We start from the raw sequence: 18,878 nt of genomic DNA on the forward strand, positions 1-18,878 counted from the left end.
GGCGCGGCCTCAGCGCTGGGGTTCCTCGTCGGTGATGTCCGCGACCGTCGCGCCGTAGGCCGCGATCAGGTCGTCGGCGTCCACGAACGCGCTCGCACCGTGGCGGCCGGCGCCGAGGGCGACCCGGCGGCCGACGATGCGTTCGTCGGCGAAGACCGGCAGGTCCCCGGTCGCACCGATGGGCGTGATGGTGCCGCGTTCGTAGCCGGAGGCCTGTAGTGCCGTCGCGGCATCGGGCATCGACAGCTTGTTCACGCCGACGAGCGCTCGGAGCTTCTTCCACGCGATGCTCCGGCCGCCCGGGACGAGCGCCAAGACGAAGTCGCCGTCGTGGCGCTTGACGACCAGGGTCTTGACGATGTCGCCCGGGGTGATGCCGAGCAGGTCGGCAGCCTCGGCGAGGGAGTCCGCGGCCGGGCGTTCGACCACCTCGACCCGGAGTCCGCGGGCTGCGGCGTCGGCGTCGAATCGGGCGATGGCATCGGTCGTCATGGGGAGAACGCTACCGGCGCGTGCCGACGTGGGAGAATGGAACCCGTATGACGATCACACAAGCCCCCCGGAAGCCCCTGCGCATCGGCCCGATCGAGGTCGACGTGCCCGTCGTGCTCGCGCCGATGGCGGGCATCACGAACATGGCGTACCGCCGGCTCTGTCGTGAGTACGGTGCCGGGCTGTACGTCTGCGAGATGATCACCTCCCGCGCCCTGGTCGAGCGCACGCCGGTGTCGATGCAGCTCATCCAGCACCACGAGTCCGAGACCCCTCGCTCCATCCAGCTGTACGGCGTCGAGCCGAACACGGTGGCAGAAGCCGCGACGATCCTGGTCGGCGAAGACCGTGCCGACCACATCGACCTGAACTTCGGGTGCCCGGTGCCGAAGGTCACGCGCAAGGGCGGGGGCGCGGCGTTGCCGTGGAAGACCGAGCTCTTCAAGGAGCTCGTCACGAAGACCGTCCGTGCCGCCGGTGACGTCCCGGTCACCGTGAAGATGCGCAAGGGCATCGACGCCGACCACCTCACGTACATCGACGCCGCACGCATCGCGCGCGACGCCGGTGTCGCCGCGGTCTCGCTGCACGCGCGCACCGCGAACGAGCACTACTCCGGCGAAGCCGACTGGTCGGCGATCGCGACCCTGAAGGAAGCCGTCACCGACATCCCGGTCCTCGGCAACGGCGACATCTGGTCGGCTGCCGACGCGCTCCGCATGGTCGACGAGACCGGTTGCGACGGTGTCGTGGTGGGGCGTGGGTGCCTCGGCCGGCCGTGGCTCTTCGGCGACCTCGCGGCGGCGTTCCGGGGCGAGGGCCTGCGGTACATGCCGTCCCTCGGAGAGGTCGCGGTCGGGTTCCGTCGGCACGCCGAGCTCCTCGTCGAGTTCTTCGGGTCCGAAGAGCACGGTTGCCGGGACATCCGGAAGCACGTCGCCTGGTACTTCAAGGGGTACCCGATCGGCGGTGACGTCCGGTCCGGGCTCGCCATGGCGTCCAGCCTGCAGGAGATCGACGACCTGCTCGCACAGCTCGACCACGACGCGCCGTACCCGGGTGCCGACGCCGAAGGCCCCCGTGGTCGTGCAGGACACCCCAAGCGCACGGCACTGCCCGACCGCTGGCTCGAGAGCCGCGATGTCGACGCCGAGTTCCGCAAGGTCCTCGCGGCCGCCGAGCTGCACCACAGCGGCGGATGAGCGCCACGAGCTCGTACGGGCCGGCCGACGCGGAACGCTGGCTGCCCGAGGAACACGGCAACCGCCGCAGCGACTTCGCCCGCGACCGCGCCCGGCTGTTGCATTCCAGTGCGCTCCGCCGTCTCGCCGCCAAGACCCAGGTGCTGAGCCCGACCACCGGTCTGGACTTCGCCCGGAACCGCCTGACGCACTCGCTCGAGGTCGCGCAGGTCGGGCGGGAACTCGCTGACTCGCTCGGCCTCGACCCCGACGTCGTGGACACCGCCTGCCTGGCGCACGACATCGGCCACCCGCCGTTCGGCCACAACGGCGAGACCGCGGTGAACGCCTGGGCCGCCGGCATCGGTGGCTTCGAGGGCAACGCGCAGACCCTGCGGCTCCTGACCCGGCTCGAGCCGAAGGTCTACGGCTCCGGTCCAGATACGGACCGCGCCTACGGGCTGAACCTGACGCGGGCCTCGCTCGACGCCTCGTGCAAGTACCCGTGGCCGGCGTCGCAGGGTGTCGCCGAGTCCTCGTCCGGACGCACCAAGTTCGGCTTCTACGACGACGACCACGACGCCTTCGAATGGCTCCGAGCAGGTGCTCCCCGCCGGCAGCGCTGCATCGAGGCCCAGGTGATGGACCTCTCCGACGACATCGCGTACTCCGTGCACGACTTCGAGGACGCCGTCGTCGCCGGGTTCATCGACGTCGCCGCGCTGGGGGACCGTGTCGGCGAGAACGACATCGTGTCCGCCATGCACGCCTGGGTCGGGGACGACCTCAGTCGCGACGAACTCCTCGAGGCGTTCGACCGGCTGCGATCGCTTCCGCTGTGGATGACGTCGTACGACGGCTCCCGGCAGGACGCCGCCCGCCTGAAGAACCTGACGTCGCAGCTCATCGGGCGGTTCGCCAGGACGGCCACCACGGCGACCCGGCAGGCGTACGCGTCCGGGTCGCTCGTCCGGTTCGCCGCGTCGGTGGTCACGCCGCCGGAGATCATCGGTGAGATCGCCGTGCTCAAGGGGATCGTCGCCGCGTTCGTGATGACCCACGGCGACCGGCAGCCCGTGTACGAGGACCAGCGCCGGATCCTCACCGAGCTCCTCGACGCGATCGCCGACCGCGGTGTATCAGCGCTCGAGCCGGGGTTCGCCGCCGACTGGCGCGATGCACGTGACGACGCTGCACGGCTGCGCGCGGTCGTCGACCAGGTCGCGAGCCTGACCGACCAGGGCGCCCTGGCATGGCACCGGCGGCTCGTCGTCGGCGACCGGGAAGCCGTCCACATCCCCGTCTGAGCCCTCCACAGCCCCGTCTGAGCCGTCCGCGCGGCGGTGCACGGCTCCTGCTGCGCGGCTGTGCACAGCTCGTGCCGAGCGGTCGGCGCGGTCGGTCCGGCGAACTAGGATCGAGGGGTGGCTGGACTCATCGCGCGGAACGACATCGACGAGGTCCGCGCACGCGTGAACATCGCCGACGTCGTCGGTGACTACGTCACGCTCAAGTCCGCTGGAGTCGGGTCGTTGAAGGGGCTCTGCCCGTTCCACGACGAGCGCTCTCCGTCCTTCCACGTCCGCCCGCAGGTCGGTCGGTACCACTGCTTCGGGTGCGGGGAGGACGGCGACGTCTTCAGCTTCATCATGAAGCAGGACCACACCACGTTCTCCGAAGCGGTCGAGCGGATGGCGGCCAAGATCGGCTTCACCCTCCACTACGAAGAGGGCGACGGGCCGCGGACCGACTACAACACGCGCGCACGGTTGATCGCGGCGAACGAAGCGGCGCAGCAGTTCTACGTCGCCCAGCTCACGTCCCCGCAGGCGGATCCAGCACGCCGGTTCCTGGGGGAGCGCGGCTTCGACCCGTCCGCTGCACAGCACTTCGGCGTCGGGTTCGCGCCGAAGTCCTACGACGCGCTCAAGGACCACCTCAAGGGCCGCGGCTTCACGATGGAAGAGCTCATCTCCGCCGGGCTCGTCGGTCAGGGGGACCGTTCACCCTACGACCGGTTCCGCGGGCGCCTGATGTGGCCGATCCGCGACGTCACGGGTGCCACGATCGGGTTCGGCGCCCGTCGGCTCCTCGACGACGACAAGGGCCCGAAGTACCTCAACACCCCCGAGACGCCGATCTACCACAAGAGCCAGGTGCTCTACGGGCTCGACCTCGCCCGGCGCGACATCTCGAAACAGAAGCAGGTCGTCATCGTCGAGGGCTACACCGACGTCATGGCCTGCCACCTCGCCGGGGTGACGACCGCCGTCGCCACGTGCGGCACCTCGTTCGGCGTCGACCACATCAAGGTGCTGCGTCCGATGCTCGGCGACGTCAGCGGCGCCGACCCGAACGCCAACGGGGAGGTCGTCTTCACGTTCGACCCGGACGAAGCCGGGCAGCGGGCGGCATCCCGCGCCTTCGCCGAGGAACAGCGGTTCGCTGCGCAGACCTACGTCGCGGTGGCACCAGGTGGGCTCGACCCATGCGACCTCCGGCTGGCCAGGGGCGACGACGCGATCCGGCGGCTCGTCACGAACAAGCGGCCGATGTTCGAGTTCATGATCCGGCGCACGCTCGACGGGCACGACCTCGAGACGGTGGAGGGGCGGGTCGCTGCGCTCCGTTCCGCGGCACCGGTCCTCGCCGGCATCCGGGACCGTTCGTTGACGCAGGGCTACGTCCGCGAGCTCGCCGGGTGGCTCGGGATGGAGATGGGCGACGTCCGTCGCGCGGTCGACGGTGCTCGTTCCCGATCGTCGTCCGTGCCCGTCGGCCAGGCAGGCCCCGGTGGTCAGATGGTCGCCCCGCTCGACGAGCCCGTCGCCGGGATCCGGTCGCTCCCGAACGACCCGATCACCCGCATGGAGCGCGACGCCGTGATGGCGATGGTGCAGCAGCCGACGTCGGTCGGCGCACCCCTGCTCGGCCTGGCGGCCGCCGCGACGTTCTCCGCGCCGATGCTCGCCGTCGTCCGTGACGCCGTCGTCGCCAACGTCGACTCGCTCGGACGGTCGGACTGGCTGGACCGCCTGACCGCCGACGTGCCCGCCCCGGTCAGGGGACTCGTGTCGGAGCTCGCGCTCGCGCCGATCCCCGCCCGCAACGACGAGGACCTGGCGATCTACTGCCGGGGGATCGTCGTGGCCCTGGTCGAGCGGGACCTGCTCGCGCGCAAGGCGTCACTGCTCGGGCAGCTCCAGCGCGCCGACCCGAACGAGAACGCCGATCGTCGCGGCGAGATCCAGCGCCAGCTCGTCGACATCGACGCGCAGCGCATGCGACTCCGCGCCGACGCCGACCCCGCCTGACCCGCCGTCCTGGGCTCCACGCCCTGCTGCCGTGTCCTGTGCCTCGTGCTCCTGGTCCTCGTCGTCCGGTGCCTCGTGCTCCTGGTCCCACGCCCGACGAGTGGTCACGACACCCCGCTCATGTTCGCCGACTGGTCTCGATCCGTCGGTCGTGCGCACGTGCAGCGACGATCTGTGACCGGTCGGCGAGGTGCGTGCGGGGTGTCGTGACCGGTCGTCCCGTGCACGTCGGTCGTCCCGTGCACGTCGCTCGTCCCGTGCACGTCGGTCGTTCCGTGCGCGTCACTCGGCCGCGCACGGTCGTGTTGTGGTGCGCAACTTTCGTGCGTGGCGCGCCGCGCGCGACGGCCGGATGATGCGGCATGCGCAGCACTCCTGCGTTACAGCGGTGTAAAAAAAGCGGCCCCGCCGGAAGAAGTTCCATGGCAGGGTGTCTCTCAATGAGTGTCCCGGGCCGGTACACAGCGGTTCCACCACCGACCCAGGGGCTCCTGCAACCAACAGCAGAGAGGCATCGGACATGGCATCCGTGTTCAAGAAGCGCACAGCCACGTGGGGCAAGCGCACGATCGCGCTCGGCGCGGGAGCAGCAGCGACGGCGCTGGTGCTGACCGGCTGCGCGGGCGGCGGCAGCGGCTCGTCCACCGACCTGAACGGCCTGATCATCGGCACGACCGACTCGATCACGTCGCTCGACCCGGCGGGCTCCTACGACAACGGCTCGTTCGCCGTGCAGAACCAGGTGTTCCCGTTCCTGATGAACACCCCGGTCGGCAGCCCGGACGTCAAGCCGGACATCGCGACCAAGGGCGAGTTCACGGACCCGACGACCTACACGGTCACGCTCAAGAAGGGGCTCGAGTTCGCGAACGGCAACAAGCTCACGTCGAGCGACGTGAAGTTCTCGTTCAACCGTGAACTGAAGATCAACAACGAGAACGGCCCGCAGTCGCTGCTCGCGAACCTCAAGAGCATCGACACGCCGAACGCCACGACCGTGGTGTTCCACCTGGACCACGCCGACCAGACCTGGCCGCAGGTGCTCTCGAGCCCCGCCGGTCCGATCGTCGACGAGGACGTCTTCTCGGCGGACAAGCTCACGCCCGCCGCGGACATCGTCAAGGGCAAGGCGTTCGCCGGGCAGTACGAGATCACCTCGTACAAGGAGAACCAGCTCATCCAGTACAAGGCCAACCCCAAGTACGACGGGCTGCTCGGCAAGGCGAAGACGGACGAGGTGACGGCCAACTACTACACGAAGGAGACCGACCTCAAGCTCGCCGTGCAGAAGGGCGACGTCGACGTGGCGTACCGCTCGCTGACGCCGACCGACATCGCGTCGCTCCGCAAGGACGACAAGCTCACGGTCACCGACGGCCCCGGCGGTGAGATCCGCTACCTGGTCTTCAACTTCAAGTCGCAGCCCTTCGGGACCGGCCAGTCCGACTCCGACGAGGCGAAGGCCCTCGCCGTGCGGCAGGCCGTGGCGGACGTCGTCGACCGCGACGCGCTCGCCAAGGAGGTCTACAACAACACGTACACGCCGCTGTACTCGATGGTGCCCGACGGCCTCACCGGTGCTGCGACGCCGTTCAAGTCGATGTACGGCGACGGCAACGGCGCGCCGGACGTGGACAAGGCGAAGAAGACCCTCGCCGACGCCGGTGTCGACGGCAAGATCCAGCTCGACATCCAGTACGCGCCCGACCACTACGGTTCGGCGTCGGACGACGAGTACGCCCTGCTGAAGACGCAGCTCGAGAAGTCGGGCCTGTTCACCGTGAACATCCAGTCGACGGTCTACACGACGTACGCCCAGGAGCGCACGAAGGACTCGTACCCGGAGTACCAGCTCGGCTGGTTCCCGGACTTCTCGGACGCCGACAACTACCTGTCGCCGTTCTTCACGAAGGACAACTTCGTGCAGAACCACTACGACGACCCGACGATCCAGGACCTCATCGCGAAGGAGCAGGCCGAGTCCGACCCGGCCAAGCGCGCTGACCTGATCGAGCAGGCGCAGGAGCGCGAGGCGACGCAGATCTCGACGCTGCCGCTCCTGCAGGGCAAGTCCGTCGCGGTCGCGTCGAAGGACGTCAAGGGCCTGAAGCTCGACGCGTCGTTCAAGTTCCGCTACGCAACGTTGAGCAAGTAAGCACCACCCCGGAGGGGGCGTTCCGCAGGCCGGAACGCCCCCTTCGGCCGCGCAGGACCACCGGTCCACACACAGGACCCGAAAGGCACCCACCCAGTGACCCTCACGACCCCAGAGGCGATCGACACCGAGCCCACGAAGCCGGCGGCACAACGCAGTGCCAAGTCCGGCGGTGGCATCGGGCGGTACGTCCTCGTCAGATTCCTCCTGATCTTCCCGACCGTCTTCATCCTGGTGACGCTCGTGTTCTTCCTGATGCGCATCATCGGGAACCCGATCGTCGCGTCCGTCGGCGGCCGGCTGACCCAGGCGCAGCTGCAGGAACGCCTGCACGCCGCCGGGTACGACCGCCCGGTGATCGTCCAGTACCTCGAGTACCTCGGCAACATCGCCCGTGGCGACTTCGGCACGACCGCGACCGACCACCGTCCGATCACCGAGATCATCGTCACGTACGGCGGCGCGACCGCGGAGCTCGTGTTCTACGCGCTCATCGTCGCGCTCGTCCTCGGCATCCCGCTCGGCATGCTCGCGGCGTACCTCCGTGACAAGTGGCCGGACGTGCTGCTCCGCGCGCTCGCGATCCTCACCTACGCGACCCCGGTGTTCTTCGGCGGTCTCCTCATGAAGCTCGTCTTCTCGGTGTGGCTCGGCTGGCTGCCCCTCGGCGACCGGGCGTCGACGCGGGTGGAGCTCGCGCTCGACCAGGTCCCCGGTGCGACCGGCATCTACATCATCGACGCGCTCCGCACCGGCAACGGCCAGATCATCGGTGACGTGCTCCTGCACGCCGTGCTGCCCGCGCTGACGCTCGGCCTCCTCACCGCAGGCATCTTCCTGCGCCTGGTGCGCGCGAACATGATCGGCTCGCTCGGCTCCGAGTACGTCGATGCGGCCCGCTCCCGCGGTGTCCGCGAGTCCCGACTCGTCCGGACGCACGCGTTCCGCCCGGCCCTGGTGCCGATCATCACGGTGATGGGCCTGCAGATCGCGATGCTCCTCGGCGGCTCGGTGCTCACCGAGACGACGTTCGGCTGGCGCGGCCTCGGCTTCGAGCTCAACCAGTACCTGTCGGCCCGTGACTTCGTCGCGGTCCAGGGCATCGTCGCGATGCTCGCGGTGATCGTCGCGGTGACGAACTTCATCGTGGACGTCGTCGCGGCCCTGATCGACCCGAGAGTGAGGTTCTGACGATGACCGATGCGTCCCTCGTCGACCGCCACGAGCCGCTCTGGAAGCGTCTCCCCGTCGTCGTCCAACTCCGCAGGAGCACCGGCTGGCAGCGCGCCATGCTCATCACGGGCGTCGTCATCTGCGCCCTGTACCTCCTCGTCGCGGTGTTCGCACCGCTCATCGCCCCGTACGGCTTCGGCCAGCTGCAGGGTGCCGACGGGGCGAACTTCCCCCGCACCGGTGCCCCGAGCGCCGAGCACATCTGGGGTACCACGGTCGGCGGCTTCGACGTGTTCAGCCGCGTCGTGTTCGGCGCCCGCACCGCGGTGCTGGTCGTCATCGTCGCGGTGGTCGTCTCGATCATCGTCGGCGTCCTGCTCGGCATGGTCTCCGGTTACATCGGCGGATGGCTCGACCGCATCCTGGTCGTCGTCGCCGACGCGATCTACGCGTTCCCGTCCCTGCTGCTCGCGATCGTCGTCTCGATCGTGGTCTCCGGCGGCAACTCGAGCTACTACGGCGGCATCACGGCCGCGGCGATCTCGATCACCGTCGTCTACGTCCCGCAGTACTTCCGCGTCGTCCGAGCAGAGGCCGTCCGGCTGAAGAACGACGCGTTCGTCGAGTCCGCCCGGGTCATGGGCACGAACCCGTGGCGCATCATGACGCGCCACGTGCTCCGCAACTCGACCAGGTCGCTGCCGCTGATCCTGACCCTCAACGCGTCCGACGCGATCCTGACGCTCGCCGGCCTCGGGTTCCTCGGGTTCGGCATCGGTCCGACCGCCGGCGCCGAGTGGGGCTACGACCTCAGCCGCGCGCTCTCCGACGTGGCGTCCGGCGTCTGGTGGACCGGCGTCTACCCGGGTGTCGCGATCGTGGTGCTGGTGCTCGGCGTCACGTTCGTCGGCGAGAGCCTCAACGACATCTCCGATCCCCGCCTGCGTGCGCGCCGGCGGCTGAAGCAGCTGGTCTCCACCCGTGACAAGGCGACAGCAGCGGAAGGGGCAGCAGCATGACCGACGCGACCAACGGCCTCCAATCCGAACGGAAGGAACCGGTCGTCGTCGTCGACGACCTCACCGTCACCTTCGCAACGGACGGCGGCGCCGTCGACGCCGTCAAGGGCGTCAGCATCGACGTCCGACCCGGCGAGGTCCTCGCCCTGGTCGGCGAGTCCGGCTCCGGCAAGTCGGTGACCGCCCGCAGCATGCTGCGGCTGATGCCGGAGACGGCGACGCTCGGCGGGGCGGTGATGCTCGACGGCACCGACGTCGTGTCCGTCGGCGCGCAGAAGCTCCGTGAGCTCCGCGGGACCGCCGGTGCGATGGTGTTCCAGGAACCGTCGACCGCACTGAACCCGGTCTTCACCGTCGGGTGGCAGATCGCCGAGGGCCTCCGCGCCCACGGTGGTGTCTCGAAGAAAGAGGCCCGCGCGAAGGCGATCGACTACCTCCGTCGGGTCGGCATCCCGGACCCCGAGGTCCGCGTGGACCACTACCCGCACCAGTTCTCCGGCGGTCAGAAGCAGCGGGTCGTCATCGCGAGTGCGCTGGCGCTCGAGCCGAGCGTGATCATCGCCGACGAGCCGACGACGGCACTCGACGTCACGGTGCAGGCCGAGATCCTCGACCTGCTCCGCCGCTGCCGCGACGAGTTCGGCGCCGCGATCGTCATCATCACCCACAACATGGGCGTGGTCGCCGACCTGGCCGACCGCGTCGCCGTGATGTACCAGGGCGAGATCGTCGAGGAGGCCCCCGTCGCGGAGCTGTTCGGCAACCCGCAGGCCGACTACACGAAGCGGCTGCTCGCCGCGGTGCCCCGGCTCGAGGCTTCGACCGGCGCTGCGCGCCGGGCGATCATCACCGAGGACGTCGCACCGGTCGTCGAGGCGAAGGGGCTCGAGATCGAGTACCCCGGACGACTCGGCTCGCACGCGTTCAAGGCGGTCAAGGGCGTCGACCTGGCGATCCGTCCGGGCGAGGTCCTCGGCCTGGTGGGGGAGTCCGGCTCCGGCAAGACCACCATCGGACGGGCGATCGCCGGTCTCACGCGGGTGACGGGCGGGTCGCTCGAGGTGCTCGGACACGAGATGCTCGGGTTCAAGGAGCGCGACTTCAAGCCGGTCCGGAAGGACATCGGGTTCGTGTTCCAGGACCCGGCGACGTCGTTCAACCCGCTGCTGACGATCGCCGAGTGCGTCGCCGAACCGCTCATCGTGCACGGCGTCGCGTCGTCACCGCGGGCGGCGCGCAAGCAGGTCGACGAGCTGATGGAGGCCGTGCAGCTCCCCGCGGCGTACGGCGACCGCTACCCGCACGAGCTCTCCGGTGGGCAGCGCCAGCGTGCATCGCTCGCCCGGTCGCTCGCGCTCCGGCCGAAGCTGCTCATCGCCGACGAGCCCACGAGTGCGCTCGACGTGTCGGTGCAGGCCCGTGTGCTGGAGCTCTTCCTCGAGCTGCAGCAGGACTTCGGCTTCGCCTCGCTGTTCATCAGCCACGACCTCGCGGTCGTCGGCGCGCTGTCCGACCGGATCGCGGTGCTGTACCGCGGCGACCTGGTCGAGACCGGCACGACGGCAGAGGTCCTCGGCGCACCGCAGCACCCCTACACACAGCGCCTGCTGGCGTCGCTCCCCGTGCCGGACCCGGCCGAGCAGGCCGAGCGACGGCGTACGCTGGAGCAACTGGAGCACGTCGGGTCCTGATCCGACGGACCGGCCATCCCTGGAGGCCCGGCCTGCGTCGTCGACGCTGGTCGAGCCTCCAAGGCGGTCGGCTCCACTGCACCACGTACGACGCGCGGACGCGTTCCGTCCGCGCTGCGCCGCCAGGGGGCGGCGCGGAAGGGGTTCCATGATCGGGGTCAACGGCCCGGCGGTCGTCGCGGACGACGTGTCCATCGAGTACCGGGTGCCAGGCGCCCGACCGATCCGGGCGGTCGACGGCGTCAGCCTGACGGTCCGCAGCGGCGAGATCCTGGCGCTCCTGGGGGAGTCGGGCTCGGGCAAGTCGACGTTCGCGGCGGCGGTCGCCGGCCAGTTCGGCGCCCGTGGCGAGGGCGAGGGTGCGCAGCGTCGGCACATCGTCGGCGGCGAGCTCACCGTCCTCGGGCAGAAGACCCGCGGGCTCCGGGCCTCGTCGCGTCGCCTCGCCCGGCTGACCGGGCGGATCGGGTACCTCTCGCAGGACGCCGCCGATCGCCTGAGCCCCGACCTCACCGTCGGCGAGGCCATCGCCGAACCGATCTACGCCCGTGACCGTCGCTTCGACCGCAAGGAAGCCGGACTCATCGTCGCGCGGCTCGTCGACGCCGTGCACTTGCCGCTCGGCGTGATGCGGCTCAACACGTGGGAGCTCTCCAGTGGGCAGCGCCAACGGGTCGCACTCGCGCAGGCGCTCGTCCTCGAACCGCAGCTCCTCGTCGCCGACGAGCCCGCCCGCGGCGTCGACGTCCTCGTCCGCCAGTCCGTGCTCGAGGCCCTGGCGAACCTCCAGCAGGGCCGCCAGTTCTCCGCCGTGGTCGTGTCGAGCGACCTCCGTGAGGCCCGCGCCCTGGCCGATCGCGTCGCCGTCATGAACGAGGGACGCCTGGTCGGGCTCGGGACGTTCGACGAGGTCCTCGACAGCCCCGTGGATCCCTACGTGAAGACCCTCGCCGCGACCGCTGCCCGGCCGGTGAAGCGTCGACCCGCCGGCGGTGCCGCTGGTGCGCCGCGCCGCTCGTCCGCTCCACGCCGTCCGGCGACCGCCGGCACCGGCCCCCGTACCGACCGACAGGAGAACGCGTGACGTCACGTGGCCACCGCGCAGTGCTGACCGACTCGGGAGCGCCGCTGCCGGTGCCACCGCCGACGTCCGGTCCGATCGCGATCCTGCCCTCGCCGGCCGAGCTCCACGTGTCGGCCGTGTCCGACGCCGGTGGCACCGTCGCCGCGCTCGACGGCGACACGCGTGGGATCGTGTGGCTCGACCCGCGTGACCCCTCCGGCCTCGAGTCCGCGCTCAACTCCGCGCCCGGCGTCACCTGGGTGCAGCTGCCGTTCGCCGGGGTCGACGCGTTCGCGCACCTGATCTCCGCGCACGGGGACCGCGTGCTCTTCACCTCGGCCAAGGGGGCCTACGCGGAGCCCGTCGCCGAGCACGCCCTCGCGCTGACGCTCGCGACGCTGCGCGTCCTGCCCGCGCGGGCCCGGGCGACGTCGTGGGCGACCGAACCAGAGGGGGTGTCCCTGTACGGCCGGAACGTGCTCGTCATCGGCGCGGGCGGCATCGCGTTGGAGTACATGCGGCTGCTCGCAACCTTCGACGTGGACGTGACGGTCGTCCGCCGGTCGACCTCTCCGGTGCCGGGTGCGTCCCGCACGGTGACGACCGACGACCTCGACGACGTCCTGCCGTCCGCCGACGTCGTGATGATCGCCGCGGCGATGACCTCCGGGACCGCGAAGCTCTTCGGCGCGGCGCAGTTCGCGCGCATGAAGCCGACCGCGCGGCTCGTGAACATCGCCCGCGGCGGACTCGTCGACACGGACGCGCTCGTCGACGCCCTCCGTGCCGGGGAGATCGCCGGCGCCGGTGTCGACGTGACCGACCCGGAGCCCCTTCCAGACGGTCACCCGCTGTGGGAGACGCCGGGCGCGATCATCACGCCGCACCAGGCGGACACGCCCGAGATGGTGGCGCCGTTGCTCGCGGAGCGGGTGCGGGCGAACGTGGAGGCGTTCCTCGCGGAGTCGGGATCCGGCTTCGTCGGCGTCGTGGACCCGGTCGCCGGGTACTGACGCGCGGCGCGCCCGGGGTGCGTGCCGGATGCGCGGGGAGCGTCCGTTGTCCTGCTATGCTGTTACCCGTTGTTCAGACCGGGTCACCCGGGATGAGCAGTGTTCCACAACAGCACAGTGATCCTCGATAGCTCAATTGGCAGAGCAGCCGGCTGTTAACCGGCAGGTTGTTGGTTCGAGTCCAACTCGGGGAGCGTCAGGCCCTCACCGTTCGCGGTGGGGGCCTTCTCGTTTTCCCGTACGTCGTGCCGATCCTTCACGGCGGGCGTCGGGGTGGATGCTGTTAGCGTTCACAGGTGCATCTCCTCCGTCGAACCGTCCGCGCGGCATGCTGCCTCGTGGTCGCGGGCGTGGTCATGGGCGGAGTCGCTGCGTGTACTGCGGGAGCCGAGTCCGAGCCGGACGACTCCGTCGACAGCACGCCGTCGTCTTCGGTCCCGGCATCGGGCACGGCACCGATGGTGTTCGCGTTCGTCTGCCGGGACGACGGGGTGCCTGGCCGCACGGAGACGTTCACGACCTACTCGGCGGTCTGGGAAGCCGGGCGGACCGACTGCCGGGCGCAGCGCATCACGGGGACCGAGGCGTCGGCGCAGCAGCAGGACGCGGTGGACGCCGCGGCGGGGGAGTCGACGATCGAGCAACTCGCCGCGACCTGCGCAGTGTCCGGGACGGCCCCGTGGACGACCCCGATCGAGTCGGCTGCCGAGGCACGGACGGCCGCAGGGCTCGCGATCTACTGCCCGGGGCATCCGGAGATGGACCACCTGCGCGACGCGATCGCGGCGTACCGGGGCTGAGCCGAGCCTCCAGGCCGGACCCGACGCTCCGTCAGCCCTCCGGGTGGTCGCGGCCGGGCAGCCAGGACTTGCCCGGTCCGCCCCAGCTCTGCTTCTTGACGGACTTCTGGGACTGCTTGGCGTACGGGTGGACGAGGCGGTCCGCGTAGAGCACGCCGTCGAGGTGGTCGTACTCGTGCTGGAAGATGCGCGCGAGCCAGCCGTGCGCCTCGATCTCGAACGGTTCGCCGTGCTCGTCGACCGCGCGCAGCAGGGCGCCTTCGCTCCGGCGCAGCGGGAACCGATCGCCGGGGATGGAGAGGCAGCCCTCGGACTCCTCGTCCTCGTCCAGTTCCTCCACCGACTCGGGCACCGCCGGTGTGATCCACAGAACGGGGTTCACCGCTGCGCCGCGCCAGAGCACGCCGTCATCATCGGTCCATGCGTACACGAAGAGCCGCTTGCCGACACCGACCTGCGGGCCGGCGAGCCCCACACCGGGCGCCAGGTCCATCGTCTCGAACATGTCCGCCACCAGGGAGCGCAGGTCGTCGTCGAAGACGGTGACCTCCTCGGCGCGGGCGTGCAGGACGGGTTCACCGGTGATCCGGATGGGGAGAACGGCCATTCACCCAGGTTATCGGGAGCGGTCGGATAGCCTCGACGCGTGACGACGGACCTCCAGCTCCCGGACGCGGTGAACAACCTCACCCCGTTCCAGGCGCTCATGATCCCGGTCGCGCTCATCGGCGCGGTCTTCCTGTCGCTCGGTGCCCAGTTCCAGGCTCGCGGGGTCAAGCGGGTCGAAGCGCGCCTCGGCAAGCAGTCGAAGGGCCTGAGTGTCCGGCACATCCTCGGGCTGATCTCGAGCGGCTACTGGGTGCTCGGCACGATCATGCTCGGTGTCGCGGTGGTCCTGCAGCTGATCAGCATCACCTATGCGCCGCTCATCGTCGTCCAGCCGCTCGGCGCCGTGGCGCTCGTCATCACGACCTGGTTCTCGTCGCGGTCCTCCGGGGTCCCCCTCGGACGACCGGCGCGGCGCGCGGTGTGGACGTGCATCATCGGCGTCGGCCTGTTCGTCGCGATCGCGGCGTTCGTCGGGCACGAGAGCCCGATCACCCGCGCCCAGCTCGTGACCGTGCTGATCATCCTCGCGGTGGTCCTCGTGCTCGTCCTCGTGTCGTTCCGCGTCGTCGCGAAGCACAAGAGCGCGCTCTACTACATCATCGGCGCCGGGGTGCTCTACGGGTTCGTGGCGACCCTGGCGAAGGTCACCCTGAACCGGTTCGTCAACCACACGTTCGACTGGCTCACCGTCCTGGCGATCATCGGCGTCATCGTCGCGGCATCCCTCGGCGGGTACTTCGTGCAGAACGCCTACTCGGCGGGGTCGGCGGACCTGGTCATCGCCGGCCTGACCGTGGTGGACCCGATCGTCGCGGTCGGCATCGGCGTGATCGTCCTCGACGAGGCCGCCGGCGCACCGGCGTTCGCCGTCGTCGGGTTCGTCGTCGCCGCAGCGATCGCGGTGACCGGTGTCTTCATGCTCGCGAAGTACCACCCGGAAGCCAGACGCTGACCGACGCCGTCCACCTGGAGGCGGGCGCCCCGTCCACCGCGCGGCTGACGCGGCCGCGCATCGGCGTACGGTAGCGTTTCAGGCCCAGACCAACCCCGGCACGTCGGACCAGCGACCCGCCGGATGCAGGCCCAGGAGAGGACGACGCCCACCGTGTCAGGAGACGCCACCCCCACCGGACGCCCGCTGCGCATCCTCATCGCCGCAGACACCTTCTCACCGGACGTCAACGGAGCTGCCACCTTCACGGAGCAGCTCGCCGTCGGCCTCGCCGAGCGCGGCCACGAGGTCCACATCATCGCCCCGGCCGCGGGCCGGCACCACGGCACCTTCGACGAGGAACACCGCGGGGTCACCCTCGTCGTGCACCGGCTCAAGTCGTACAAGTGGCCGCTGCACGCCTGGCTGCGCTTCGCGTGGCCCTGGAGCGTCCGGAAGCACACCGCGCCCATCATCGATGCGATCAAGCCCGACGTGCTGCACATCCAGTCGCACATCATCGTCGGCCGCGGCGTCGCCCGGGAAGCACACGACCGGGGCATCCGGATCATCGCGACGAACCACTTCATGCCCGAGAACCTCCTCGAGTACACGCCCTTCGGTCGCTTCACGCTGCCGATCGCGCTGAAGATCGCGTGGAACGACGCCGCCCGCACCTACCGTCTCGCCGACGCCATCACGACGCCGACGAACCTCGCCGCCGACTACCTCCGCGAAGCCATCGCCGGACAGCGCGTGCTCGCGATCTCGTGCGGCATCGACGCCTCGCGGTACGTCGCGCGGGAAGGTCGTCCGGCGAACAACGAGATCGTCTTCGTCGGCCGCGTCGCCCCGGAGAAGAACCTCGACGTCCTGTTCCGGGCGCTGCCGCTGCTCCCAGCCGAGCTCGGCGCACGCATCACGATCGTCGGTGACGGCGAGATGATCCCGAAACTGACCGCGCTGTCGAAGGAGCTCGGGATCGAGGACCGGGTGACGTTCCTCGGGTTCGTCTCCGACGAGGTGAAGTTCCGCACGCTGACGAACGCCACGGTCTTCGCAATGCCGTCCACGGCCGAGCTGCAGAGCATCGCCTCGCTCGAGGCGATGGCGTCCGGTCTGCCGGTCGTCGTCGCGAACTCGATGGCGCTGCCCCACCTGGTCGACGGCAACGGGTACCTGTTCGAACCCGGTGACGAGCGCGACCTCGCCGACAAGCTCGCGAAGGTCCTGACGGCCTCGGACGAGGACTACATCCGTCTCCGAGAGCGCAGTCTGGCCATGATCGAGGCGCACGACATCAACCGCACGCTCGCGACGTTCGAGTCGCTGTATCGTGGGGAGCCGGTGGCCTAGGCTCCCGACGAGGGGCGGTAGCCAAGCTGGTCAAGGCAGTCTGCTCATAACGGAACGATCGCGGGTTCGAGTCCCGCCCGCCCCACGTGCACCTCCCCACACGCAAGCGGAACAACGACGACGACCAGACGCCCCGCCCGACCCCGAACGTGACGTTCGAGGCGTCCCGGTCGGGCACCGGCGTGCGCGTCAACGCGTTCCGCATCGGGTTCATGGGCGGCATCGGCGTCCTCGTCGCACTGCTCGCCGGCGCCCTCATCGGCCAGCTGTCGACCGTCCTCGTCTACATCGGCGTCGCGCTGTTCATCGCCCTCGGCCTCGACCCGCTCGTCACGTTCCTCGAGCGCTACATCCCACGGTGGGCCGCGATCCTGGCGGTCGTCGTCGTGGTGCTCGGGGCGTTCGTGGGCATCGTGTTCGCCGTCGTGCCGATCGTCGTCAACCAGGCGACGAACCTGGTGCACAACTTCCCGGAGATCGTCGAGGACATCTCCAAGCAGGACTGGGTGCAGAACCTGTCGAAGCAGCTCGCCGGCTCGTTCGACCTGACGCACGCGCTGCAGTCGGTCCAGTCCTTCGCCGAGGACCCGGGCAACCTGCTGAGTCTCGGAGGCGGGATCCTCGCGGTCGGCACCGGCATCCTGTCCGGGCTGACCGGCGTGCTCATCGTGCTCATCCTGATGCTCTACTTCCTGGCGTCGATGCGGAGCATGAAGAGCATGCTGTACCGCTTCGTGCCGGCCTCGCGTCGCCAGAACTTCGTCGACGTCAGCGAAGAGGTGACGTCCTCGGTCGGTCGCTACGTCGTCGGCCAGATCTCGCAGGCAGCGATCAACGGGATCCTCAGCCTGGTGTTCCTGCTCATCATCGGCGCGCCGCTGCCGGTGCTGCTGGCCACGTTCGCGTTCATGGGGTCCCTGATCCCGCTCGTCGGGACGCTCGGCGCGGCGATCGTGATCTCGCTGCTCTGCTTCTTCGCCTCGCCGGCGACCGCGCTGGCCGCCGCGATCTACTACCTCGTGTACATGCAGGTGGAGTCGTACGTGATCTCCCCGCGCATCATGTCCCGTGCCGTGCAGGTCCCCGGCGCCCTCGTCGTCATCGCCGCGGTCGCCGGAGCCACGATCGGTGGCGTCCTCGGAGCCCTCGTCGCGGTGCCGATCGCCGCATCGGTGATCATCATCGTGCAGAAGGTCATCTACCCGAGGCAGGAGCAGGCATGACCTCCTCCGCGCGCGAGCGCTGGGCGGTCGGTCCGCGAGGCCCGCTCGCCCTGGTGAACGCGCAGCGGGTCGACCACCCGCAGGCCGTCTGGCCCGTGCCCGGCACGTGGGCACCGTCGGTCGGCGGACTCACCGTGACCGCTGCCGCGGGTGACGGTGTGGTCGTCGACGGTGTCCCGGTCGACGGAACGGTCCTCGTCGCAGGTGACGAGGCGGTCGTCCCGTCGACGGTCGCCTTCCCGGAGGGGTTCGCCGGGACCGTCGCCGGACGTACCCTCCGCGTGTGGGACCCGGCATCGGAGGCGATCGCACGCTTCGCCGCGATCGACCGGTTCCCACGGTCCGACGACTGGATCGGTTCCGGCCGCTTCACGCCGGCGCGGGACGTGGCCGGCCTGGAGGCTCGTGGTGACGTCCTCGACGCCGCCGGCGATCCGCTGGCGGTCGCCGGCACCGTGTCGACGACCGTCGGTGGCGTGGCCGTCACGCTCGTCGCGGTCCGGTCGGCACCGTTCGGGGGAGCGGCGCGGCTGCAGCTCATCGTCCAGGACGCGACGAGTGCGCTCCCCGAGGACGACGGTCACAGCAGCTACTCGATGGGGCGGTTCCTGTTCGTCTCCGACCCGGGCGCCGCCGCAGACGTCGAGCTCGACTGGAACGAACTGGTGCTGCCACCGTGCGCGTTCTCGTACCAGTACGCCTGCCCGATCCCGCCGCCGGAGAACCGGCTGTCGGTCCTGGTGACGGCGGGGGAGCGGCACCCGATCGATCGGGACGGGGCCGTCTTCCACTGATCCTGGGCCGGACACGGGCGGATCCGGCCCGTGTCCTTGCCGTTCCCAGCGGAGACGCTGCATA

16 protein-coding genes and 2 tRNA genes are annotated in these 18,878 nt (G+C 70.0%); 16 read left to right on the plus strand and 2 right to left on the minus strand.

Translation table 11 applies throughout. The annotated features are described in order from the left end of the window. Nucleotides 1–9: 9 nt before the first annotated feature. Nucleotides 10–492, minus strand: coding sequence for an aminoacyl-tRNA deacylase (locus tag AAEP80_RS10815; RefSeq protein ID WP_420364410.1), 483 nt, complete (start codon nucleotides 490–492; stop codon nucleotides 10–12). A 47-nt stretch (nucleotides 493–539) separates the two neighbouring features. Here AAEP80_RS10815 and dusB point away from each other — a divergent pair, with 47 nt between their 5' ends. The 11 genes from dusB to AAEP80_RS10870 all read left to right on the plus strand — a co-directional run bounded on the left by dusB (nucleotide 540) and on the right by AAEP80_RS10870 (nucleotide 13,901). Beyond that, complete coding sequence (gene dusB / locus AAEP80_RS10820) at nucleotides 540–1,694, plus strand: tRNA dihydrouridine synthase DusB (protein WP_402728489.1); 1,155 nt, start codon at nucleotides 540–542, stop codon at nucleotides 1,692–1,694. Next, nucleotides 1,691–2,980: a deoxyguanosinetriphosphate triphosphohydrolase gene (locus AAEP80_RS10825; protein ID WP_402728490.1), complete on the plus strand. Its 1,290-nt coding sequence runs from the start codon at nucleotides 1,691–1,693 to the stop codon at nucleotides 2,978–2,980. The genes dusB and AAEP80_RS10825 overlap by 4 nt, the downstream gene beginning before the upstream one ends. A 117-nt stretch (nucleotides 2,981–3,097) precedes the next feature. Beyond that, nucleotides 3,098–4,987: a DNA primase gene (gene dnaG / locus AAEP80_RS10830; RefSeq protein WP_413602149.1), complete on the plus strand. Its 1,890-nt coding sequence runs from the start codon at nucleotides 3,098–3,100 to the stop codon at nucleotides 4,985–4,987. A gap of 520 nt (nucleotides 4,988–5,507) precedes the next feature. Next, nucleotides 5,508–7,142, plus strand: a complete 1,635-nt coding sequence (locus AAEP80_RS10835) for an ABC transporter substrate-binding protein (protein ID WP_402728492.1) — start codon at nucleotides 5,508–5,510, stop codon at nucleotides 7,140–7,142. Between the two features lie 96 nt (nucleotides 7,143–7,238). Beyond that, nucleotides 7,239–8,333, plus strand: a complete 1,095-nt coding sequence (locus AAEP80_RS10840; RefSeq protein WP_402728493.1) for an ABC transporter permease — start codon at nucleotides 7,239–7,241, stop codon at nucleotides 8,331–8,333. A gap of 2 nt (nucleotides 8,334–8,335) precedes the next feature. Then, nucleotides 8,336–9,334 (plus strand): ABC transporter permease, encoded by a 999-nt coding sequence (locus AAEP80_RS10845; RefSeq protein ID WP_281264257.1) that lies wholly within the window; start codon nucleotides 8,336–8,338, stop codon nucleotides 9,332–9,334. After that, nucleotides 9,331–11,025 carry an ABC transporter ATP-binding protein gene (locus AAEP80_RS10850; protein ID WP_420364411.1) on the plus strand — a complete coding sequence of 565 codons (1,695 nt, stop codon included), beginning with the start codon at nucleotides 9,331–9,333 and terminating at the stop codon, nucleotides 11,023–11,025. Before AAEP80_RS10845 ends, AAEP80_RS10850 begins: the two co-directional genes overlap by 4 nt. Before the next feature lie 148 nt (nucleotides 11,026–11,173). After that, nucleotides 11,174–12,109 (plus strand): ATP-binding cassette domain-containing protein, encoded by a 936-nt coding sequence (locus AAEP80_RS10855; protein WP_413602146.1) that lies wholly within the window; start codon nucleotides 11,174–11,176, stop codon nucleotides 12,107–12,109. After that, nucleotides 12,106–13,101, plus strand: coding sequence for a D-isomer specific 2-hydroxyacid dehydrogenase family protein (locus AAEP80_RS10860; RefSeq protein ID WP_420364412.1), 996 nt, complete (start codon nucleotides 12,106–12,108; stop codon nucleotides 13,099–13,101). Before AAEP80_RS10855 ends, AAEP80_RS10860 begins: the two co-directional genes overlap by 4 nt. A 121-nt stretch (nucleotides 13,102–13,222) precedes the next feature. Beyond that, nucleotides 13,223–13,295, plus strand: a tRNA-Asn gene (locus AAEP80_RS10865). 297 nt (nucleotides 13,296–13,592) lie between these two features. Further along, nucleotides 13,593–13,901 carry a hypothetical protein gene (locus AAEP80_RS10870; protein WP_420364413.1) on the plus strand — a complete coding sequence of 103 codons (309 nt, stop codon included), beginning with the start codon at nucleotides 13,593–13,595 and terminating at the stop codon, nucleotides 13,899–13,901. 31 nt (nucleotides 13,902–13,932) lie between these two features. On the opposite strand, the gene def is transcribed toward AAEP80_RS10870, so the two are convergent. After that, nucleotides 13,933–14,508, minus strand: a complete 576-nt coding sequence (gene def / locus AAEP80_RS10875; protein ID WP_420364414.1) for a peptide deformylase — start codon at nucleotides 14,506–14,508, stop codon at nucleotides 13,933–13,935. A gap of 39 nt (nucleotides 14,509–14,547) precedes the next feature. Here def and AAEP80_RS10880 point away from each other — a divergent pair, with 39 nt between their 5' ends. The 5 genes from AAEP80_RS10880 (at nucleotide 14,548) to AAEP80_RS10900 (ending at nucleotide 18,814) form a co-directional block, all read left to right on the plus strand. Next, a complete protein-coding gene (locus AAEP80_RS10880) occupies nucleotides 14,548–15,462 on the plus strand; it encodes a DMT family transporter (protein WP_281264263.1) in 915 nt (304 codons plus the stop codon). A gap of 153 nt (nucleotides 15,463–15,615) precedes the next feature. Next, on the plus strand, nucleotides 15,616–16,797 hold the full coding sequence (locus AAEP80_RS10885; RefSeq protein WP_413602142.1) for a glycosyltransferase: 1,182 nt from the start codon (nucleotides 15,616–15,618) through the stop codon (nucleotides 16,795–16,797). A gap of 11 nt (nucleotides 16,798–16,808) precedes the next feature. Next, a tRNA-Ile gene (locus AAEP80_RS10890) sits at nucleotides 16,809–16,882 on the plus strand. 1 nt (nucleotide 16,883) lies between these two features. Then, nucleotides 16,884–18,020: an AI-2E family transporter gene (locus tag AAEP80_RS10895; RefSeq protein ID WP_281264265.1), complete on the plus strand. Its 1,137-nt coding sequence runs from the start codon at nucleotides 16,884–16,886 to the stop codon at nucleotides 18,018–18,020. Continuing rightward, nucleotides 18,017–18,814 (plus strand): DUF1684 domain-containing protein, encoded by a 798-nt coding sequence (locus AAEP80_RS10900; RefSeq protein ID WP_420364415.1) that lies wholly within the window; start codon nucleotides 18,017–18,019, stop codon nucleotides 18,812–18,814. Before AAEP80_RS10895 ends, AAEP80_RS10900 begins: the two co-directional genes overlap by 4 nt. The last annotated feature ends 64 nt before the right edge of the window (nucleotides 18,815–18,878 follow it).

The sequence above is a fragment of the Curtobacterium sp. L3-7 genome, assembly GCF_048756585.1.
Lineage (GTDB): Bacteria > Actinomycetota > Actinomycetes > Actinomycetales > Microbacteriaceae > Curtobacterium.